Annotated in this window: 18 protein-coding genes; 8 read left to right on the top strand and 10 right to left on the bottom strand. The window is 69.7% G+C overall.

The window, feature by feature from the left end; all coding sequences use genetic code 11:
• Positions 1-606 precede the first annotated feature (606 nt).
• On the bottom strand, positions 607-1,983 hold the full coding sequence (locus tag AB0I77_RS18910; RefSeq protein WP_363283713.1) for a pyridoxal-dependent decarboxylase: 1,377 nt from the start codon (positions 1,981-1,983) through the stop codon (positions 607-609).
• A gap of 339 nt (positions 1,984-2,322) precedes the next feature.
• Between AB0I77_RS18910 and AB0I77_RS18915 the strand changes: the two genes are divergently transcribed.
• A complete protein-coding gene (locus AB0I77_RS18915; RefSeq protein ID WP_363283714.1) occupies positions 2,323-3,246 on the top strand; it encodes a trimeric intracellular cation channel family protein in 924 nt (307 codons plus the stop codon).
• Positions 3,247-3,325: 79 nt separating this feature from the next.
• On the opposite strand, the gene AB0I77_RS18920 is transcribed toward AB0I77_RS18915, so the two are convergent.
• Both AB0I77_RS18920 and AB0I77_RS18925 read right to left on the bottom strand, forming a co-directional pair.
• Positions 3,326-3,688 carry a hypothetical protein gene (locus AB0I77_RS18920; protein ID WP_363283715.1) on the bottom strand — a complete coding sequence of 121 codons (363 nt, stop codon included), beginning with the start codon at positions 3,686-3,688 and terminating at the stop codon, positions 3,326-3,328.
• 61 nt (positions 3,689-3,749) lie between these two features.
• Positions 3,750-5,093 carry a hypothetical protein gene (locus AB0I77_RS18925; RefSeq protein WP_363283716.1) on the bottom strand — a complete coding sequence of 448 codons (1,344 nt, stop codon included), beginning with the start codon at positions 5,091-5,093 and terminating at the stop codon, positions 3,750-3,752.
• A gap of 535 nt (positions 5,094-5,628) precedes the next feature.
• Between AB0I77_RS18925 and AB0I77_RS18930 the strand changes: the two genes are divergently transcribed.
• The 3 genes from AB0I77_RS18930 to AB0I77_RS18940 all read left to right on the top strand — a co-directional run bounded on the left by AB0I77_RS18930 (position 5,629) and on the right by AB0I77_RS18940 (position 7,758).
• Positions 5,629-5,940 carry a DUF6412 domain-containing protein gene (locus tag AB0I77_RS18930; RefSeq protein WP_363283717.1) on the top strand — a complete coding sequence of 104 codons (312 nt, stop codon included), beginning with the start codon at positions 5,629-5,631 and terminating at the stop codon, positions 5,938-5,940.
• 90 nt (positions 5,941-6,030) lie between these two features.
• Entirely contained in the window at positions 6,031-6,744 is a 714-nt protein-coding gene (locus AB0I77_RS18935; protein WP_363283718.1) for a YidC/Oxa1 family membrane protein insertase, read from the top strand.
• Between the two features lie 156 nt (positions 6,745-6,900).
• On the top strand, positions 6,901-7,758 hold the full coding sequence (locus AB0I77_RS18940) for a fumarylacetoacetate hydrolase family protein (protein WP_363283719.1): 858 nt from the start codon (positions 6,901-6,903) through the stop codon (positions 7,756-7,758).
• Between the two features lie 91 nt (positions 7,759-7,849).
• On the opposite strand, the gene AB0I77_RS18945 is transcribed toward AB0I77_RS18940, so the two are convergent.
• The 3 genes from AB0I77_RS18945 to AB0I77_RS18955 all read right to left on the bottom strand — a co-directional run bounded on the left by AB0I77_RS18945 (position 7,850) and on the right by AB0I77_RS18955 (position 10,429).
• Entirely contained in the window at positions 7,850-8,728 is an 879-nt protein-coding gene (locus AB0I77_RS18945; protein ID WP_363283720.1) for an LLM class F420-dependent oxidoreductase, read from the bottom strand.
• 70 nt (positions 8,729-8,798) lie between these two features.
• Positions 8,799-9,314, bottom strand: coding sequence for a heme-degrading domain-containing protein (locus AB0I77_RS18950; RefSeq protein WP_363283721.1), 516 nt, complete (start codon positions 9,312-9,314; stop codon positions 8,799-8,801).
• A complete protein-coding gene (locus AB0I77_RS18955; protein WP_363283803.1) occupies positions 9,311-10,429 on the bottom strand; it encodes a Gfo/Idh/MocA family oxidoreductase in 1,119 nt (372 codons plus the stop codon). The genes AB0I77_RS18950 and AB0I77_RS18955 overlap by 4 nt, the downstream gene beginning before the upstream one ends.
• Before the next feature lie 119 nt (positions 10,430-10,548).
• Here AB0I77_RS18955 and AB0I77_RS18960 point away from each other — a divergent pair, with 119 nt between their 5' ends.
• From AB0I77_RS18960 to AB0I77_RS18975, 4 genes are all read left to right on the top strand, one after another.
• Positions 10,549-11,274, top strand: coding sequence for a hypothetical protein (locus AB0I77_RS18960; RefSeq protein ID WP_363283723.1), 726 nt, complete (start codon positions 10,549-10,551; stop codon positions 11,272-11,274).
• Positions 11,275-11,374: 100 nt separating this feature from the next.
• Positions 11,375-12,154, top strand: coding sequence for an HAD-IIA family hydrolase (locus AB0I77_RS18965; RefSeq protein WP_363283724.1), 780 nt, complete (start codon positions 11,375-11,377; stop codon positions 12,152-12,154).
• Positions 12,155-12,293: 139 nt separating this feature from the next.
• Positions 12,294-12,866 (top strand): hypothetical protein, encoded by a 573-nt coding sequence (locus AB0I77_RS18970; RefSeq protein WP_363283725.1) that lies wholly within the window; start codon positions 12,294-12,296, stop codon positions 12,864-12,866.
• Positions 12,867-12,872: 6 nt separating this feature from the next.
• Positions 12,873-13,535 carry a class F sortase gene (locus tag AB0I77_RS18975; protein ID WP_363283726.1) on the top strand — a complete coding sequence of 221 codons (663 nt, stop codon included), beginning with the start codon at positions 12,873-12,875 and terminating at the stop codon, positions 13,533-13,535.
• Between the two features lie 72 nt (positions 13,536-13,607).
• On the opposite strand, the gene AB0I77_RS18980 is transcribed toward AB0I77_RS18975, so the two are convergent.
• The 4 genes from AB0I77_RS18980 to AB0I77_RS18995 form a co-directional block, all read right to left on the bottom strand.
• On the bottom strand, positions 13,608-13,865 hold the full coding sequence (locus AB0I77_RS18980; protein WP_363283727.1) for a hypothetical protein: 258 nt from the start codon (positions 13,863-13,865) through the stop codon (positions 13,608-13,610).
• Between the two features lie 334 nt (positions 13,866-14,199).
• A complete protein-coding gene (locus AB0I77_RS18985) occupies positions 14,200-15,189 on the bottom strand; it encodes a zinc-dependent alcohol dehydrogenase family protein (RefSeq protein WP_363283728.1) in 990 nt (329 codons plus the stop codon).
• A complete protein-coding gene (locus tag AB0I77_RS18990; protein ID WP_363283729.1) occupies positions 15,186-16,067 on the bottom strand; it encodes a carbohydrate ABC transporter permease in 882 nt (293 codons plus the stop codon). The genes AB0I77_RS18985 and AB0I77_RS18990 overlap by 4 nt, the downstream gene beginning before the upstream one ends.
• Entirely contained in the window at positions 16,064-17,026 is a 963-nt protein-coding gene (locus tag AB0I77_RS18995; RefSeq protein ID WP_363283730.1) for a sugar ABC transporter permease, read from the bottom strand. Before AB0I77_RS18995 ends, AB0I77_RS18990 begins: the two co-directional genes overlap by 4 nt.
• Positions 17,027-17,101: the final 75 nt, after the last annotated feature.

Genomic DNA, 17,101 nt, shown 5'->3' on the forward strand with positions numbered 1-17,101 from the left:
TCCGCGTGACGCCCGAAGATAAAGAGCAAGCTCACGGCCGAACAGCAAAGCGACGACGCTCTCTCCGGTAGGCCAGTAGTCGGCTGACGCGTTCTTCGCCCGATCCTCGTAGAGCCCTTCGACCCGGCGCATGTTGACATCATTGAGCTTGCCGCGTTTCGCGAGGGCCGTCGCCATGCCCAGAGCAGCAGGAGCAGTCAGCGGAGACTGATGGACCGCTGAGCTGATCCACGCAGGGCTTCAGGGCCACGAGGGAGGCGGTGTCTGGAGGCTGTATCCCTCGCGGCAAAAGGCTGTGCGGGCTCCTGGCTCTGTCGCTGGTGGCTGGCGTGGTCGGCCGGATCCGGGAACATTCGCGCCCACATCCGCCATATGAACCTCATGCTTCCCCCACCTTTCTGTGATCTCAGCATGGCAACGGCCATGGCGAGTGTCCGTGACCCTGGATTGCGAGCCGAACAAGAACTGACAACGCTGGAGGCGCTGAGCCGTTCCCCGGTGCTGGTGTTGACGGACGCTTGTGGCGGGTCAGCCACAAGCGTCCTTCCCGGTCGTCTCCATGTGTCCAGCGTGGTGCGCGACTTGGCCCAATGGGTGCCGCCCGGATTACGACGCCCGCGCCAGCCGCACGATCGCCGCAATCGACTGGTCGACGTCGGCCTCTGTCGTGGCGTGGCCGGACACCGAGATGCGAATCAGCCGCCGGCCGCGCCAGGTGGTGGCGCCCACCCAGCAGGTGCCGTCGTTCTGCACTGCCTGCACGACGTGGTCGGTGCGGGCGTCGTCGCCGAAGCTGACGAGGACTTGGTTGAGCACCACGTCGTTGACCACCTCGAAGCCCGCCGCGGACAGGCCGTCGGCGAAGCGGCGGGCGAGGGAGCAGCAGCGGTCCACGAGTGCGGCGACGCCGTCACGGCCGAGTTCGCGCAGCGCCGCCCAGGTTGCGAAGCCGCGTGCGCGGCGGGAGGACTCGGCGGTGTAGTCGGCGCCACCGGCCGCAGTGCCGTCGGCGCGGGTGAGGTAGGAGGCCGTGTACGACAGGGCGTTGGCGTGGACGGCGGGGCGGGAACAGAAGGCGTAGCCACAGTCGTAGGGCACGTTCAGCCATTTGTGGCCGTCGCAGGCCCAGGAGTCGGCCAGCTCGACGCCGTCGACGAGGTGGCGGGTCGCCGGGCTCGCGGCGGCCCACAGGCCGAAGGCGCCGTCGACGTGCACCCAGCCGCCGTGGGCGCGGGTGAGGTCGCAGACGGTACGGAGGTCGTCGCAGGCACCGGTGTTCACGTTGCCCGTCTGGGTGCAGACGATCGTCGGCGTGCCTGGGGCGGACGCCAGCACGCGGCGCAGGTCGTCGGTGTCGAGGGCGCCGCGTCCATTGGTGCGGACCGTCTCCAGGCAGTCGGTGCCCAGGCCGAGCAGCCGCAGCGAGCGGTCGATGGTGGCGTGTCGCTCCTCGCCCGCGACCACCCGCAGGTGCGGGGCGCCGCCGAGCCCCTTACGCCCGACGTCCCAGCCGGCCTGGGTGAGTAGGTGCTGCCGGGCTGCCGCGAGCCCTGCGGTGTTGGCCGCCTGGCCGCCGGTGACGAACCCGGTGGACGCCGTGGCGGGGATGCCGAGCAGGTCCTTCAGCCAGCCGCCCGCCGCCTCCTCCGCGGCGAGGGCGGCGGGCGAGAGCGCGGCGTTGAAGGCGTTCTGGTCCCACCCGGCGGCGAGGATCTCCGCGGCGGTGGCAGCGGGCAGCGCCCCGCCGACGACGAACCCGAAGAACCTCGGGCCCGCGGTGGCGACGAGTCCGGTCTCGGCGACGGCCACCAACTCGTCGACCACCGTGAGCGGGGCGGTGGGCGAGCGGTCCAGCGGGCGGGAGAAAGCGGCGCGCAGGGCTGCGTAGTCGACGGGCCGCGCCACCGCCCGCTCGGGCAGCGAGCGGCGGTAGGCGGCGGCGTGCTCGGCGGCGCGATTGAAGATCTGGGTCAGCTCGTCCATGGCCGGACCGTAATCGCCCGTCCGAGTGGCCGAAACGGCCAATGGGGGGAAGATTGGACTGCCCCTCCGATCCCTCAGCCCCGACGGCAGGAAGCTCGACGGCCTGCGCCGGCACCGCATAAGACAAGGGCCCACGGACTGTGAACACTCCCTTCACCAGGCCCCGACAAGGACACCGGAGACAGGGCCGAATTCCTGTCCGTACGGGCCGAGTCGCGGTGAAGTCGCGTCCGGCAGGAACGCGGAGAGGCGCTGCGGCGTCTGTCCCCTCGGAATGCCTTCGTCCACCTCACCCCCACACGCATCACGCACCTTCACCGTGTCATGGAGACTCCACCCATGCCGATCGACGACCTGAGCGGCGCCGTCCAGTACGCCATGGATCTCGTGGGCATCTTCGCCTTCGCCCTGTCCGGGGCCTTCATCGCCGTACGCAGGGACTTCGACATCTTCGGCACCGTCATCCTGAGCGAGGCCGCCGGGCTGGGCGGTGGCCTCTTCCGGGACCTGGTCCTCGGAGTGACGCCGGTCGCCTTCACCGATCTCGGGTACTTCTTCACGCCCTGTGCGGCCGCCGCGATCGTCTACTTCGGCCACCGGCTGTACGACGACGGCAAGGTTCACGGGAGCGGGCTGTTCGACGTCTCCGACGCCGCCGCGCTGGGGCTGTTCAGCGTCACCGGCACGATCAAGGCGCTCGCCCACGGCTTCAACCTGCCCGCCGCGGCGACCCTCGGCAGCGTGAGTGCCGTGGGGGGTGGCGTGCTGGCCAGTCTGCTCGCGCTGGAGGTTCCGTCGCTGCTGCGGTGGGACCGGGATCCGTACGCGCTGCCCGCCCTGGTAGGCGCGGGCGGGACCGCAGTGTTGTACGCCGCCGGTCTGCTCAACGTCGGGACCGCTGTGGGTACGGCCGTGGTCGCCGTCTCCCTGCGCCTGCTCGCCCTGCGCTACAGCTGGCGCATGCCGCGCTCGCACTTCTGGCGGAACCCGTTCGCGGGGATGCGGCTCCAGCCGGCCCAGGAACCAGGAACACCCGCACCGGCGCCTCTGGAGGCGGAGACCATCAAGATGAGTCCCGCTGACATGGGTTTCATCAAAAGGGCTTCCGTCAACAGGAGTTCCGTCAACAGGAGTTCCGTCAACAGGAGTTCCGTCAACGGGGGTTCCGTCAACAAGGGTTCACCCGCGCCCGACCCGCGTTTCCTCCTCCAAGCTCCCCGGAGGGACGAGACCCCTCCGTCGGCTCCTCGCGAGCGGCGCTGACCCCTCACCGCCATCGCCACATCCGCGCCGTGCGCGAGTCCGCCGTCCGTCGAGGTCGCGAGGGCGATGGGCGGGCGCGTCATGGCCTGCGTCGAGCACGTACCAGAAGCAGGTACGGCGGAAGGGCGGCAGCTCCCGCCACCACCACCGCCGCGGCCGACAAGGGGCCGTCGCGTGTGGGCAGGGGGTCGGAGCGGAGGCGGCGGTCATTCTGTGCGGTGACGATGATGCGGCATCCGCCGCCGGTCATCTCGACCGCGTCCGCGATGCCGAAGCCGCTGTCGCGGCATTGGTTTGCCGCACGAGCGCCGGCGGCCAGCCACAGCCCGGCCGCGCATAGCAGCGCAAGACCCGAGGCGCACAGCGCGGCGGCGAGCCGCCGCCCCGTCCTGGGGGCGGCGGCTGCCGTGGAATTGCCGTTGATGCTGTCGTTGTTCGTCATGCTCTCTTGTCTTCCCCGCCCGGAGCCGCGGGGCCTAGGGGCGTCAGGTACTTCCGGTGCGTCAGCCGTTCGCCGGACAGAAGAGCTCGCCGTTGCGGGTGTACGACGGGTTACCGTCGTACCAGCCAACACAGCCGGGAACGGTCCACTCACGGGACTTGTTGACGATCAGTTCCGTACCGCTGCCTTCCCGGTTGGCGTTGAGGCCCATGCAGGACGAGCCGGGGTCCATGCCCAGGTTGTTGCAGTCGTTTGACAGCTTCTGGGCGCCCATCTCCATCGGCGACGAGTCCTGGTCGCCGTCCATGGCGTAGATCCAGAAGCTGTACGCGGTGTCCGGTGACAGCTCCTGCGGGTAGCCGATGCCGACGGAGAAGTCGATCTTGTTGCACGGGTCGGTGACGTCGTCCCAGTCCCAGTACGGGGCAGCCTCGCCGGGGATGTCCCAGCCGTAGCTCACGGCGTTCCATTTGAAGGCCCAGACGTCCCAGGCCGCCCAGAAGTTCTCGTATTCGTCGTAGACGATCGAGTCCCAGGGGGCGCAGTACGGACGGGTCCAGCCCGAGATGTCGTCCTCGTTGTAGAGGGAGACGTTGTGCTCGTAGCCGAAGTCGTCCCCGAAGGCATCGAGATCAGCCCTGTCGTTCCACTGAAACTGGTGGTAGAAGGTGTTGGGGTAGTCGTCGTCCTGAGGGCCGTCGGGGTAGACCCAAGCCTGCATGGTCGCGCCTATCGGCGACCAGGGGTGAACCTTGGACAGGGTGGAGACGTCGCCGTCGCCGCTTCCGTCAGCCTTGGGACGCTGTGTGCTCAGGGAGTCGCGCTTGGGCTCGGGCGCGGGGACGCCAGCCTTGGCGAGTTCGGCCTCGCGGGCACGGGTCGCCTTGGTGGCCGCGGTGAGCGTGCCTTTGGGTAGCTGGTCGATCATGCTCGTGTCCGAGGCGAAGTACTTCACCGCCACTCCGGCCTGTGACAGTGTGCGCGTCGCGTCCGCCGGCAGTTTCCCGTCGAGCACCGCCATGTAGACGAGCGGTTCGGCATCCCAGCGCGCCACCGTGTCCCGTCGCAGGTCCGCGACGGCCTTCGTGACGGACGACCCGGGCCCCGACTGGGACACCCCACCGACGTCGCCGGTATAGCGCAGTTGCAGGACCGCACGGCCTGAGAGTTCGTCGGTGAGCTCGTCGAGGGTCCGCGGCTCCTTGAAGAGCAGCCTGGTTACCTGGCCGGAGACACGCGGTCCCTGGCTCTTGCTCTCCTTGTTGGACTGGGGGGTGCTCACTGTGTCGGTTGCGGTCGTCAGTCCGTCCTGCGCTGCCGCCGTCTGCTGTGTGCCGCCGATCAGCAGCATGAACGCCGCCGTCACGAGCAGCCCCGTGGTCCTGATACGGAGTCTTAAGCCCATGTGTCACCTCACTTCCCGTTAGCCCTGGATTTCATGGGCACGACAGGAAGCTAGGCGTGTCTGTTTTGGCATGTACAGGGTCGGCGGCTCGATGACGCCAGGGGGCATAAGTGTCAATAGGGTAGAGATGGTGTCGCTCCGGTGGAGGTCCGGCTACCCGGACGAAACGCCACCTTCACGAAGGGCGGGATATACGCATATCTCGGCCGCCGGCACACAACACCTTCACGTGCTCCTGCGGGTGTCAGAGCGCGCCGACGCCATCTCATGCACTGTCAACCCTCGTGGCGCGTAAGGGAATTGACCGATATGGGCGGGTGCTGAATGAGGGCTGCCATTCTGAAAGCGGCAGTCCACAAGGGCTGGTGTGGACGCTCGTTGGCGTACTCGTCCCGGTCGGCGGCGGCAGTCCGCGGGGTGAGCCGCCCCAACCACAGCCAGACCAGGGCCCCGAATAGAGACCGATCCTGTATAACCGACGGTGGACAGAGTGGAAGAGCTGGGACAAGCACACGTACGAGAGGGGGAGCGGGTCATGATCCGTAGCTGGACCAATCCGCGCCCCGCCGCCGTGCTGCTGATCCTGCTCCTCGAGGTCGCCCTGCTCGACGCCGGCAGCCTCTCCGCCGCCGTCGCGCTCGCCGCGACCGCCGCGGCCGGTTCCGCCGTCGCCGCCTGCTCGTTCCTCGCCGCGCGCTCCGCGCCCGCCGTGCCGCCCACCCGGGTGCGCACGGCCATCCGCGACCGCGCCCGCCGTACGGCGTTCCTGCCGCAACGCGATCCCGACGCCAAGGGGCGCACCCGCCCCCGAGCGCCGGGACGGGCCCTCCCGGCGACCGTCGCGTAGGGCACGTCTCTCCCCACTCCGTGACCCCGCGCGGGTCGTCATGCCGCCAACTCCGTTTCCGGCACGACGAGACCCCCGGAGGGCTCACCCATGTCCGTTTTCGCCGACCTGGTCCAGCACCTGGCCGACCTGCTGCAGCCGCTGTTCGGCGCCACCGCGGCCGCCGCCGCGATCGTCCTGTTCACCGCACTCGTACGACTCCTCGTGCACCCCTTGTCCCGGGCGGCCGCGCGCGGGCAGAAGGCCAAGATCGCCTTGCAGCCGAAGATCGCCGAGCTGCGGAAGAAGCACAAGAAGGATCCCGAGAAGCTCCAGAAGGCCGTCATGGCCCTGCACGCCGAGGAGAAGGTGTCGCCGCTGTCCGGATGTCTGCCCAGCATGTGCCAGCTGCCCGCGTTCTTCCTGCTCTACCACACGTTCTCGAACACGACGATCGGCGGCCGGGCGAACGAACTGCTCGCGCACCAGCTGTTCGCCGCGCCCCTCGGCGACCGGTGGGCGGACGCGCTGGGCGACGGCGGGATGTTCGGCGCCGCGGGGCTGGTGTACGTCGGGCTGTTCGCGTTCGTCGCCGTGGTCGCCGTCTTCAACTACCGGCGTACGAAGCGGATGATGGCCACGAACTCGCCGGTGCCGGTCACGGACGGGGAGTCGGTGCCCGGGATGGGTGCGGTCAGCAAGGTCATGCCGTTCATGTCCTTCTTCACGCTCTTCACGGTGGCGGTGATGCCGCTGGCCGCCGCGCTGTACGTGGTGACCAGTACGACGTGGAGCGCGGTGGAGCGGGCGGTGCTCTATCGCTAGTGCCTGCCGGGGCACTAGCACCGCTGATCGGCAGGTGGCCGGTCGGTCCAGTCCGTGAACGGGGTATTGCGGACTGGACGCCGAGCTTGGAGGATCGACCAGTCCTCCGATGGCTGCACCATCGGTCGGCGCCCGCGATTGAGGGAGATTGTCATCATGAAGTTGCTGCGAGTCGGTACGGCGGGAGCGGAGCGGCCCGCGCTGCTCGACGCCGAGGGGACCCTGCGGGATCTGTCCGGCGTCGTACCGGACATCGACGGACCGCTGCTCGCCGACGACGCGGCGCTCGGCCGGATCCGTGCCGCCGTCGACGCCGGTTCGCTGCCCGTGCTGGACGCCACCGGGCTGCGCGTCGGACCGCCGCTCGCCCGGATCGGCAAGATCGTGTGCATCGGGCTGAACTACCACGACCACGCGCGCGAGACGGGCGCCGAGCCGCCCGCCGAGCCGGTGATCTTCTTCAAGGCCGCGGACACGGTGGTCGGGCCCTACGACACGGTGCTGGTCCCTCGCGGGTCCGTGAAGACGGACTGGGAAGTCGAGTTGGCGGTCGTCATCGGACGTACGGCTCGGTATCTGGGGTCCGCCGAGGAGGCGCTGGGGTACGTCGCCGGGTACGCGGTGGCGCATGACGTGTCCGAGCGGGAGTTCCAGATCGAGCGGGGCGGGACGTGGGACAAGGGGAAGAACTGCGAGACGTTCAATCCGCTGGGGCCGTGGTTGGTGACGGCGGACGAGGTGGCTGACCCTCAGGATCTGTCGCTGCGGCTGTGGGTCAACGGGGAGTTGAAGCAGGACGGTACGACCGCTGAGCAGATCTTTCCGGTGGGGGAAGTGGTGCGGTACGTCAGTCAGTTCATGACGCTGTATCCCGGTGATGTGATCAATACGGGGACGCCGGCGGGGGTTGCGCTGGGCGCGCCTGAGCCGAAGCCGTTTCTTCGGGCCGGGGATGTTGTTGAGCTGGAGATTGAGGGGCTGGGGCGGCAGCGGCAGGAGTTTAAAGACGCCTGAGGGGTGGGGGACTGCGGTTGTTTTGGCGGGTGCGGCGCCGTTGTGGCTTGTCGCGCAGTTCCCCGCGCCCCTAAAAGACGGCTCGGTCAGGTCACGTCAGTAGTGAAGCGAGCCTTCGCCATTCCTGCCTCGGCAGGGCGTCGCGCGGGCCGCCGCTCACCACCTGTAGGGCCACATGGTCCGCGCCTGCCTCGTGGAAGGCGTCGATACGGGATCGGATCGTCGTCTCGTCGCCCCAGGCGAACAACGCGTCGATCAGGCGGTCGCTGCCGCCGTTCGTGAGGTCGTCCTCGGTGAAGCCGTGGCGCAGGAAGTTGTTGGTGTAGTTGGGGAGGGCGAGGTACACGGCGAGGTAGTCGCGGGCCAGTGTGCGGGCGCGGGTCGGCTCCGATTCCAGGACGACCTTCAACTCGGGGGCCAGGAGCGGGGCTTCGCCGAGGATCTCGCGGGCGTATGCGGTGTGTTCGGGGGTGGTCAGGTACGGGATCGCGCCGGCGGCCCGGTCGCGGGCCAGTTCCAGGGTCTTCGGGCCGAGGGCGGCCAGCAGACGGCGGCTCGCCGGTACGGCCGCCTCGTTCATGGCGTCCAGGTAGGCGACCAGGGCCGAGTAGGGGCGGCGGTACTGGTCCGTCTGCTTGGCGTGGCTGACCCCGAGGCCGAGGAGGAAGCGGCCGGGGTGGGCCGCCTCCAGCTCGGCGAAGCTCGCGGCGCTGTCGGCGGGCTCGTGGTCCCAGATGCTCTGGATGCTGGTGGCGACGGTGAGCGTCGAGGTCGCCTCGATCAGCGGTACGGCCTCGGCGGCGGAGCTGTTGCCGCCCAGCCAGAGGGCGCCGTAACCCAGCCCCTCCAACTCGGCTGCCGCTTCGGCGAGTTCGGCCTGCCCGGCCGGGTCGTCCGAGCGCATGAAGGCGCGCCAGATGCCGTACCGTCCGACGGTTTCCTTCAAGGCGTCACTCAAGGCGTCACTCATGGGGGGCGGTTCCCTCCGGTCGATGTGCAGTACAGCGGTGCCAACCGGAGGGTGCCCCGAGATCTTCCCGTCAGTCGCTCAAGTACTGCTCCAGCGCCTCTACGACGAACCGGTGGTCCTGCAACTGCGGCAGGCCGGACACCGTCACCGCGCCGATCACGCCCACGCCCTCCACGGTGATCGGGAAGGAGCCGCCGTGCGCCGCGTACACATCCGGATCCAGGCGCGAGGACTCCTCGAACGTCGTGCCCTTGGCGCGGAAGCGGGCGCCGACCAGGTAGGAGGCGGAGCCGTAGCGCTCCACGACCCGGCGCTTGCGGTCGATCCAGGCGTCGTTGTCAGGGGCCGAGCCCGGCAGCGCCGCGTGGAAGAGCTGCTGGCCGGCGCGGTGGATGTCGATGGCGACGGGCGCCTGCCGCTCCCGGGCCAGGTCGACGAGGAGGGAACCCAGGGCCCAGGCGTCGTCGTAGGTGAACTGGCGGAAGACCAGACGCCGTTCCTGCGCCTCCAACTCCTCCAGGCTCGGGGTGAGTTCCGGGTGGAACTTCGGGGTGAGTTCCTGGGTATGGGTCTGCTTGTTCGTCACAGCGTCACCGCCACCGAGTCGCGGGCCGAACGGCGTGCCGCCTCCAGTACGTCGAGGGCGGCGGCCGCCTCCTGTGCGGTCACCGGGTTGGGACCGCCGTCGGTGAGGGCCCTGGCCACCGCCGCATAGTAGGCGGGGTAGTCGCCGGGCAGGGTCGGTTCGGGCCGGCCGCCGCCGGTGAGCGGGGACTCGCCGGAGCCGATACGGCCCCACAGGGACTCGGGTTCCTGGCCCCAGTCGGCCGTTGTTCCGGGGCGCTTGCCCTCCCGCAGGGCCGCCTCCTGCGGGTCGAGGCCGTACTTCACGTAGCCCGCGCGGGAGCCGAGGACCCGGAAGCGGGGGCCGAGCTGGGCGGTCGTCGCGGAGGCGTACAGGTGGGAGCGGACGCCGTTCGTGTGCGTGATCGCGATGAAGGTGTCGTCGTCGGTCTCCGCGTCCGGGCGGCGGATGTCCGACTCGGCGTACACGGAGGCGGCCGGGCCGAAGAGGACCAGCGCCTGGTCGACGACGTGGCTGCCGAGGTCGTACAGCAGACCTCCGATCTCTGCCGGGTCGCCGGACTCCCGCCAGCCGCCCTTGAGTTGAGGCCGCCAGCGTTCGAAGCGGGACTCGAAGCGGTAGACGTCGCCCAGTTCGCCGTCGGCGATGAGCCCCCGCAGGGTCAGGAAGTCGTTGTCCCAGCGGCGGTTCTGGAAGACGGAGAGGAGCAGGCCGCGCTGCTCGGCCAGGGCCGCGAGTTCGCGTGCCTCGGCGGCCGTGCCGGCGACGGGCTTGTCCACGACCACCGGCAGGCCGGCCTTCAGGGCGGCGCCGGCGAGCGGGACGTGCGTCCTGTTCGGGGACGCGATGACGATCAGGTCCAGCTCGCCGGCCCGGTCGAACAGCTCGTCCGGGCCGGCGGCCACGCGCACGTCCGGGAACTCGGCGCGGGCCTGTTCCTGCCGCTCGGGGTTCGAGGTGACCACCGTGTCGAGGGCGAGGCCCTCGGTGGCGGCGATCAGCGGGGCGTGGAAGACGGAGCCGGCGAGGCCGTAGCCGACGAGGCCCACGCGGAGGGGAGCGGCTGCACCAGTCGTACCTGTATCTGTACCTGAACCTGAACCTGAACCTGTCATGCCTGTCATGGGTCCACTTTCGCAGGTGGCGCACCGCGTCCGCTGATCGAGGGGACTTACGGGACCGTACGGAGCGGCACCGCCCACCGGTCACCCTGGCCCGGCATGGTCATGTGTTCATGCGACTGCCTACGCCCGCTTCCCTCTGCCTCGCGGCAGCCGCCGCCGCTCTCGTGCCCGGGCCGGCGCACGCCGATTCCGGCCTCTCCTGCGCTGCCGACGACGGGGGCTTTCCGGTCACCACCCGCATCCACGGCGGCCCCGACTCCTACGAAGCCGGCGGCGGCTTCGGCACCTGGTATCTGGATCTCACCAACACCACCGACCGGACCTGCGGAAACATCCACCCGGTCGTCGTCCTCGTGGACGACGGGCGAGCCCTCGAACCCGGACAGCCCCGCCTGGAGTTCTACGCGGGTGACCGGCCGCATCCTGTTCGCTTCGAGGAGACCGGCGCGGACGAACTCGTCGGCGCCTTCGCCGACGACCGCGCAGGCTTCCGGGGCTTCACCGTCGGCCCCGGCAAGACCCTCACCGTGAAGGTGCGGCTCGCGGTCACCTCGGCGGCCGTACCGAACGAGGTCACCGTCAACGCGGCCGTCGTACAGCGCCACGAGGACGACGGCGACTGGGTCGGCCAGTCGAACGACTACCGCTTCTCCATCGACGCCGGACCGGCCCCGCGGCCCAGCCCCGGAGTCTCCGCCACCGCCCCGGCCACCGGCCGTTTCCCCTTCGCCGACGAGCTCGCCCGCACCGGACTCGTCGGCCCGGCCGCCCTCGTGGCCACGGCCCTCCTCCTCGTCACCGGCGGCGCGCTGGTGCTGGTGCGCAGGCGCCGCTGAAGCCCGCGGAATCCGGCCATTCCCTCAAGATCTGCCTGTGCTTAGTCTGGGCACCCATCACCCAGCACCGCGTACATGCGTACGGCAGGAGATCCCGCACATGGCAGACCGCAGGCCCATCGAGTCGTGGCTCACCGACATGGACGGTGTGCTCATTCACGAGGGCATCCCGATCCCCGGCGCCGACGCCTTTCTGAAGAAGCTGCGCGAGTCCGGCAAGCCGTTCCTGGTCCTGACCAACAACTCCATCTACACCCCGCGCGATCTGCACGCCCGGCTGCGGCGCATGGGCCTGGAGGTGCCCGTCGAGTCCATCTGGACCTCGGCGCTGGCCACCGCCCAGTTCCTGGACGACCAGCGGCCGGGCGGGACGGCGTACGTCATCGGCGAGGCGGGCCTGACGACCGCGCTGCACGACATCGGGTACATCCTCACCGACCACGAGCCCGACTACGTGGTGCTGGGCGAGACCCGGACCTACTCCTTCGAGGCCATGACCAAGGCCGTACGGCTGATCAACGACGGCGCCCGCTTCATCTGCACCAACCCGGACGAGACGGGGCCGTCGACCGAGGGCCCGCTGCCCGCGACCGGCGCCGTCGCCGCGCTGATCACCAAGGCGACCGGCAAGCAGCCGTACTTCGCGGGCAAGCCCAACCCGCTGATGATGCGGACCGGGCTCAACGCGATCGGCGCGCACTCCGAGACCAGCGCGATGATCGGCGACCGGATGGACACCGACGTGCTGGCCGGCATGGAGGCCGGGATGCGGACGTTCCTGGTGCTCACCGGGCTGACCCGGCCCGAGCAGGTCGACGCCTTCCCGTACCGGCCGTCGAAGGTCGTGGACTCGATCGCGGACCTCGTGGACCGAATCTGAAGCAGACCTCAAGGGCCGAGCGATCTGAAGCAGACCTCAGGGCCGAGCGGGATATGACCCGTACGGAGCAATGAGGCCCCCGCTGCGGATGCGGGGCCCGGCTGTGCGGGGGAGCCTCCAGGTATCTGGAGGTTCCACGATGGGTTCAGCAAGAGTCACTCTCCGTGCCGGTTTCCTGGCCGCCGCCACCACCGCCGTCACCGCCCTCGCTCCGACGGCTCCCGCGGCGTACGCGCAGGACGGGGGTGTCTCGGTCAGCCCCTCGTCCCCCGCTCCCGGCAGCGATGTCACCCTGCGGGTGAGCGGCTGCACCGAGAAGACCGCCCGGGCCGTCTCGGAGGCCTTCGTCGCGGACGTCAGGCTCACCGTCTCCGGTACCGACGGCATGCTCGTCGGCCCCAGCCGCGTCCGCACCTCGCTCGAGCCGGGCACCTACACCGTGAAGGTGACCTGCGGCGATGGCGACTTCAAGGGCGCCCTGACCGTCGTAGCGAAGTCGGCGCACGGGGCCGAGCGGCCCACCGTCCACGCCTCGCCGGTCGCCCCCGTGCGGGCGGGCGGCGGCGGCACCGCCCGCCTCGCCGCCGCGGACGACGACGCCCGCGCGACCGGCCCCGGCACCGGGCACACGGTGACCGGGCTGGTCCTCGCCGGGGCCGCCGCGGTGGCCATCGTGCTCCGGCGTACCCGCCGGGGCCGCGCGACGGACTGAGCGGCCATGTCCGACCACGAACGCTCCAGGGGTACCGGCCGCCTGGTGACCGGCGTGGCCTGGGCGGTCCTGCTGCTCGGGCTGTGGCTGTGGGGACGCGAGGTGACCGACGTACGGCACGGCACATCCGTGACGACCACCGGCGACATGGCGGCGGTCGGACGGCCGCCCGTGGAGCTGCCGCCCCCGCACCGCCCGCTCGGCGAGGCACTGCCGCAGCGCCTCGAGATCCCCGGCCTGGGCGTCCAGGCGCCGGTGATGGCCCGCGGCCTCGACGCGCAGGGGGCGATCCAACCGCCGCCCTTCGGCCGGGCCTCGGCCGTGGGGTGGTACGCGGCCGGGGCCACGCCGGGGGCGGCGGGCGCCGCGCTGATGGTGGGTCATGTCGACACCGAGACCCGGCCCGCCGTCTTCTACAAGATCAGCGCGCTCAAGCCCGGCGAGACGGTCCGGGTGATCCGCGCCGACGGCAAGGTCGCCGAGTTCACCGTCGACGACGTCCAGGTCGTCACCCGCGACCGCTTCGACGCCCATCAGGCGTACGGCCCCCGCGAGTCCGGCCGGGCCGAACTGCGGCTGATCACCTGCGGCGGCACCTTCGACCGGGCGAGCCGCAGCTACACGGCGAACGTGATCGTCTCGGCGTATCTGACGGGGACCGGGGTCTAACTGGCCGCACTTTCGAACCTGCGGTCCATCCGTCGACCGCGGCTGCCTGAGCGTGACTGACTGCCCGAGTGGTCAGATGAAGCCGTGGTGGCTGGCCATGGAATGACCGCAGGTGTCCCTGGCACAGCGGATATGGGTGCCTTCGAACTGGTCGCAGGGGCACCGGTAGCAGTACTGGGCGTCGGGGTCGAAGCGCCGGCCGATGGCGGCCAGCCGTGCGGTGGCGGTCTCATCGAAGCTGCGTAGCTGCTTCTCGAGAATGCTGAAGTCTGCCTCGTTTTCTTCGTATGCCTTCTTCTGGGCGTCTGCGGGGTCGTACTCGGGTTGCATGTTCCCTCCCAGCGCCGGGTCGGATGTTCTCCCTTGCCTCCACGATGGCTCAGTGACCAACACTCTGCATGTCGGCCACCAGCAACCGTCGAACGCCAGGGCCGCCCTCCGTCATCCTCGTCCCTGTCGGGGCTGACTTCCTGAAGTTCGCCAGCGCGACGGCGCCCGCAGGGAGAAGCGCCCCGAGGCGCCGGCCTTGTCGACCGTGGCGGCGTACACGGTGACAGCCGTCTGGACTCCGAGGTCGCGTACGGCAGGCGGGCGAGGAATCCCACGGCGAATTGGATGGGTTCCTGGCCCCGGAGACCGAGGTCTCCGGGGCGACGTGAGGAGGTCAGGGGAGCACGACGATCTTCCGTCCCTGACCGGCTGCGAACTGGTCCAGCGCCTGTGGGTACTGGGTCAGCGGCAGGCGGTGGCTGATGAAGACCTGGGGGTCGAGGACTCCGGTGGCGAAGAGTTCCGCCGCGCGTTCGTAACTGTGCAGGACCGCCATGGAGCCGGTGATGGTGATTTCTTGGTTGTAAATGCGGTACGGCGAGATGGTGGCTGTCGTGGCGTAGTCCGAGACCCCGAACTGCAGGAAGGTGCCGGCCTTGGCGACCCGGTCCAGGCCGTCCTGGATGGCGGCCGCGTTGCCGGTCGCGTCGACGACCACGTCCCAGCCACTTGGTCGCCCCAACTCGTCTGCGGAGACAGCTGCCTGGGAGCAACCCAGCTTCTCGGCTGTGGCCAGCCGCTCGGGGTTGACGTCGACGACGTCGATCGAGGCGGCTCCGGTGCGTTTGGCGAGCTCCAGCATCATCAGGCCCATTGTCCCGCTGCCGTAGATGAGCACGTGGGAGCCGAGCCTGCTGTTGAGGACGTCGTAGCCGCGTACGGCGCAGGACAGCGGCTCGATGAGAACCGCGTCCTGGACGTCCACGTGGTCGGGCAGCCGTACACAGTTGGCGACGGGTGCCACGGCGTACTCGGCGGCGCCGCCGGCCCGGGTCACTCCGATCGCCTGCCATCGGTCGCAGAGGTTGTTGCGGCCGGCCCGGCAGGAGCGGCACTCGTTGCAGTACAGGGAAGGGTCCACGGCGACCCGGTCGCCGATGGCGAGTTCGGTGACCGCGCTGCCGAGGCCCACGACCTCCCCGGCGAACTCATGGCCCGGCACGACCGGCAGGGTCGGTGCGAACTCGCCCTGCAGGATGTGCAGATCGGTCCCGCACAGCCCGCACGCCGCCACGTCGATCACGACCTCGCGCGGGCCGGGAGTGGGGTCGGGCACCGTGGTGACGGTGACCTTGCCGGGGGCTTCGATGACGGCGGCTTTCACTTGACTGCTCCTAGGGAGAGGCCGCGGACGAGTTTGTCCTGGGCGGCGAATCCGGCGATGAGGACGGGCAGTGACACCAGCGTGGCGGCTGCGCACAGGCGGGCCAGGAAGAGGCCTTCGTTGGTGATGAAGCCGACGAGGAACACCGGTGCGGTCGAGGCCTGGGTGGCGGTGAGGTTCACGGCGAACATGAACTCGTTCCAGCTGAAGATGAAGCAGATCAGCGAGGTGGCGGCGAGTCCGGGCATGGCGACGGGTGCCACGACCCGCCACAGCACGGTGAGCAGGCCCGCGCCGTCGACCTCGGCGGCTTCCAGGATCTCCTTGGGGACCTCGGCGAGGAAGGAGCGCATCATCCACACCGCGATCGGCAGGTTCATGGCGGTGTAGAGGATGACCAGCGTCCATACGTTGTCCAGCATCCCGGCGTCCTTGACGATCAGGTACACCGGCAGCAGGGCGGCGATGGCGGGGAGGAACTTGGTGGACAGGAAGAAGAACATCACGTCGGTCCACTTCTCGACCGGTTTGATGGACAGGGCGTAGGCCGCCGGCACGGCCAGGGCGAGCACCAGGAGGGTGGAAAGGATGCTGGCCATGGCCGAGTTGAGGAGGAAGGGGGTGATGTCCCGGCTGAACAGGAGTTTGTACTGGTCGAAGGTGACGGCGGCGAAGGGGGTCGGCGGGTTGGTCGCCGCGTCGGCCTCCTGGTGGAAGGAGGTGAGGACCATCCAGGCCACCGGCGCGAAGAACGCCAGGGTGGCGAGCCAGGCGACGAAGGTCCACAGCGGTGACAGGCGCGGGGAGTTGGGGTCGTCCTTGCCGCGGAGGAAGTTTTTGAACCTGGCCCCTGGGGCGGCGACTGCGGCGTGGGTCATCGGGATGTCTCCTCGCGGAACAGTGACGCGATGGTGCGCAGCGCGAAGGTCGCGATGACGAACGCGCCGAGGACGACGACGACGCCGGCGGCGGCTGCCTCGCCGTACTCGTACTTGCGGAACATGGTCAGGTAGATCTCGTAGGGCAGGTTGGTGGTCTGGGAGCCGGGGCCGCCCTGGGTGATGGTGAAGACCGCGTCGAAGGTCTGCACGACGTAGATCGTGCCGAGCAGGACGCCCAGCTCGATGTACTGGCGCAGGTGCGGCAGCGTGATGTGGCGGAAGGTCTGCAGTGCGGAGGCGCCGTCCATGCGGGCCGCCTCCAGAACGTCACCGGGCTGCGCCTGCAGCCCGGCCAGGAGGATCAGCATCATGAACGGCGTCCACTGCCACACCAGCGAGATCACCACGGCGGGCATCGGGTAGGAGGAGATCCAGTCGACGGTGGGCCCGTTGTCGGCGCCGAAGAACCGGTAGACGGCGTTGAGGGTGCCGTTGAGCAGGCCGTAGTCGGGGTTGTAGATGGCGTGTTTCCACAGCAGGGCGGCGGCGACCGGCATGACCAGGAACGGGGCGATGAGCAGGGTGCGCGCCAGCCCGCGGCCGGCGAAGCGGCGGTCGAGGAGCATCGCCAGGCCCAGTCCGAGGATCACGCTGATGACCACCACCGACGCGGTGAGCACGACGGTGTTGAGCACGGCGGTGCGCAGCCGTTCGTCGGTGAAGACGAACGTGAAGTTGGACAGGCCGACGAAGTGGCGTTCGCCCGGCTTGAGGATGTTCCACTGGAAGGTGGAGATGATCAGCGTGGCCACGAACGGCAGCTGCGTGACGACGATGGTGAACACGAGTGCGGGCAGCAGCGGGATGCGCCGCTTCCACTTGGCCGCCGCGCCCGAGGGCTTCCGGGTACGGACGGGTGGAGGTGCTGTCTTGGGGGGTGCGGTGAGCGTGGTCATGAGTGGTTCCTCTGCCGGTGACGGCCGGGGTCGCGGGGAGCGGCGCCCGGCCGGCACAGGGGGCCGGCCGGGCGC

Source organism: Streptomyces sp. NPDC050619, assembly GCF_040654815.1.
Taxonomy (GTDB): domain Bacteria; phylum Actinomycetota; class Actinomycetes; order Streptomycetales; family Streptomycetaceae; genus Streptomyces.

Bases quoted from the DNA above. Each gene is read 5' to 3' on its own strand.
- AB0I77_RS18910 (WP_363283713.1), bottom strand. From the start codon at position 1,983: ATGGACGAGCTGACCCAGATCTTCAATCGCGCCGCCGAGCACGCCGCC.
- AB0I77_RS18915 (WP_363283714.1), top strand. From the start codon at position 2,323: ATGCCGATCGACGACCTGAGCGGCGCCGTCCAGTACGCCATGGATCTC.
- AB0I77_RS18920 (WP_363283715.1), bottom strand. From the start codon at position 3,688: ATGACGAACAACGACAGCATCAACGGCAATTCCACGGCAGCCGCCGCC.
- AB0I77_RS18925 (WP_363283716.1), bottom strand. From the start codon at position 5,093: ATGGGCTTAAGACTCCGTATCAGGACCACGGGGCTGCTCGTGACGGCG.
- AB0I77_RS18930 (WP_363283717.1), top strand. From the start codon at position 5,629: ATGATCCGTAGCTGGACCAATCCGCGCCCCGCCGCCGTGCTGCTGATC.
- AB0I77_RS18935 (WP_363283718.1), top strand. From the start codon at position 6,031: ATGTCCGTTTTCGCCGACCTGGTCCAGCACCTGGCCGACCTGCTGCAG.
- AB0I77_RS18940 (WP_363283719.1), top strand. From the start codon at position 6,901: ATGAAGTTGCTGCGAGTCGGTACGGCGGGAGCGGAGCGGCCCGCGCTG.
- AB0I77_RS18945 (WP_363283720.1), bottom strand. From the start codon at position 8,728: ATGAGTGACGCCTTGAGTGACGCCTTGAAGGAAACCGTCGGACGGTAC.
- AB0I77_RS18955 (WP_363283803.1), bottom strand. From the start codon at position 10,429: ATGACAGGTTCAGGTTCAGGTTCAGGTACAGATACAGGTACGACTGGT.
- AB0I77_RS18960 (WP_363283723.1), top strand. From the start codon at position 10,549: ATGCGACTGCCTACGCCCGCTTCCCTCTGCCTCGCGGCAGCCGCCGCC.
- AB0I77_RS18965 (WP_363283724.1), top strand. From the start codon at position 11,375: ATGGCAGACCGCAGGCCCATCGAGTCGTGGCTCACCGACATGGACGGT.
- AB0I77_RS18970 (WP_363283725.1), top strand. From the start codon at position 12,294: ATGGGTTCAGCAAGAGTCACTCTCCGTGCCGGTTTCCTGGCCGCCGCC.
- AB0I77_RS18975 (WP_363283726.1), top strand. From the start codon at position 12,873: ATGTCCGACCACGAACGCTCCAGGGGTACCGGCCGCCTGGTGACCGGC.
- AB0I77_RS18980 (WP_363283727.1), bottom strand. From the start codon at position 13,865: ATGCAACCCGAGTACGACCCCGCAGACGCCCAGAAGAAGGCATACGAA.
- AB0I77_RS18990 (WP_363283729.1), bottom strand. From the start codon at position 16,067: ATGACCCACGCCGCAGTCGCCGCCCCAGGGGCCAGGTTCAAAAACTTC.
- AB0I77_RS18995 (WP_363283730.1), bottom strand. From the start codon at position 17,026: ATGACCACGCTCACCGCACCCCCCAAGACAGCACCTCCACCCGTCCGT.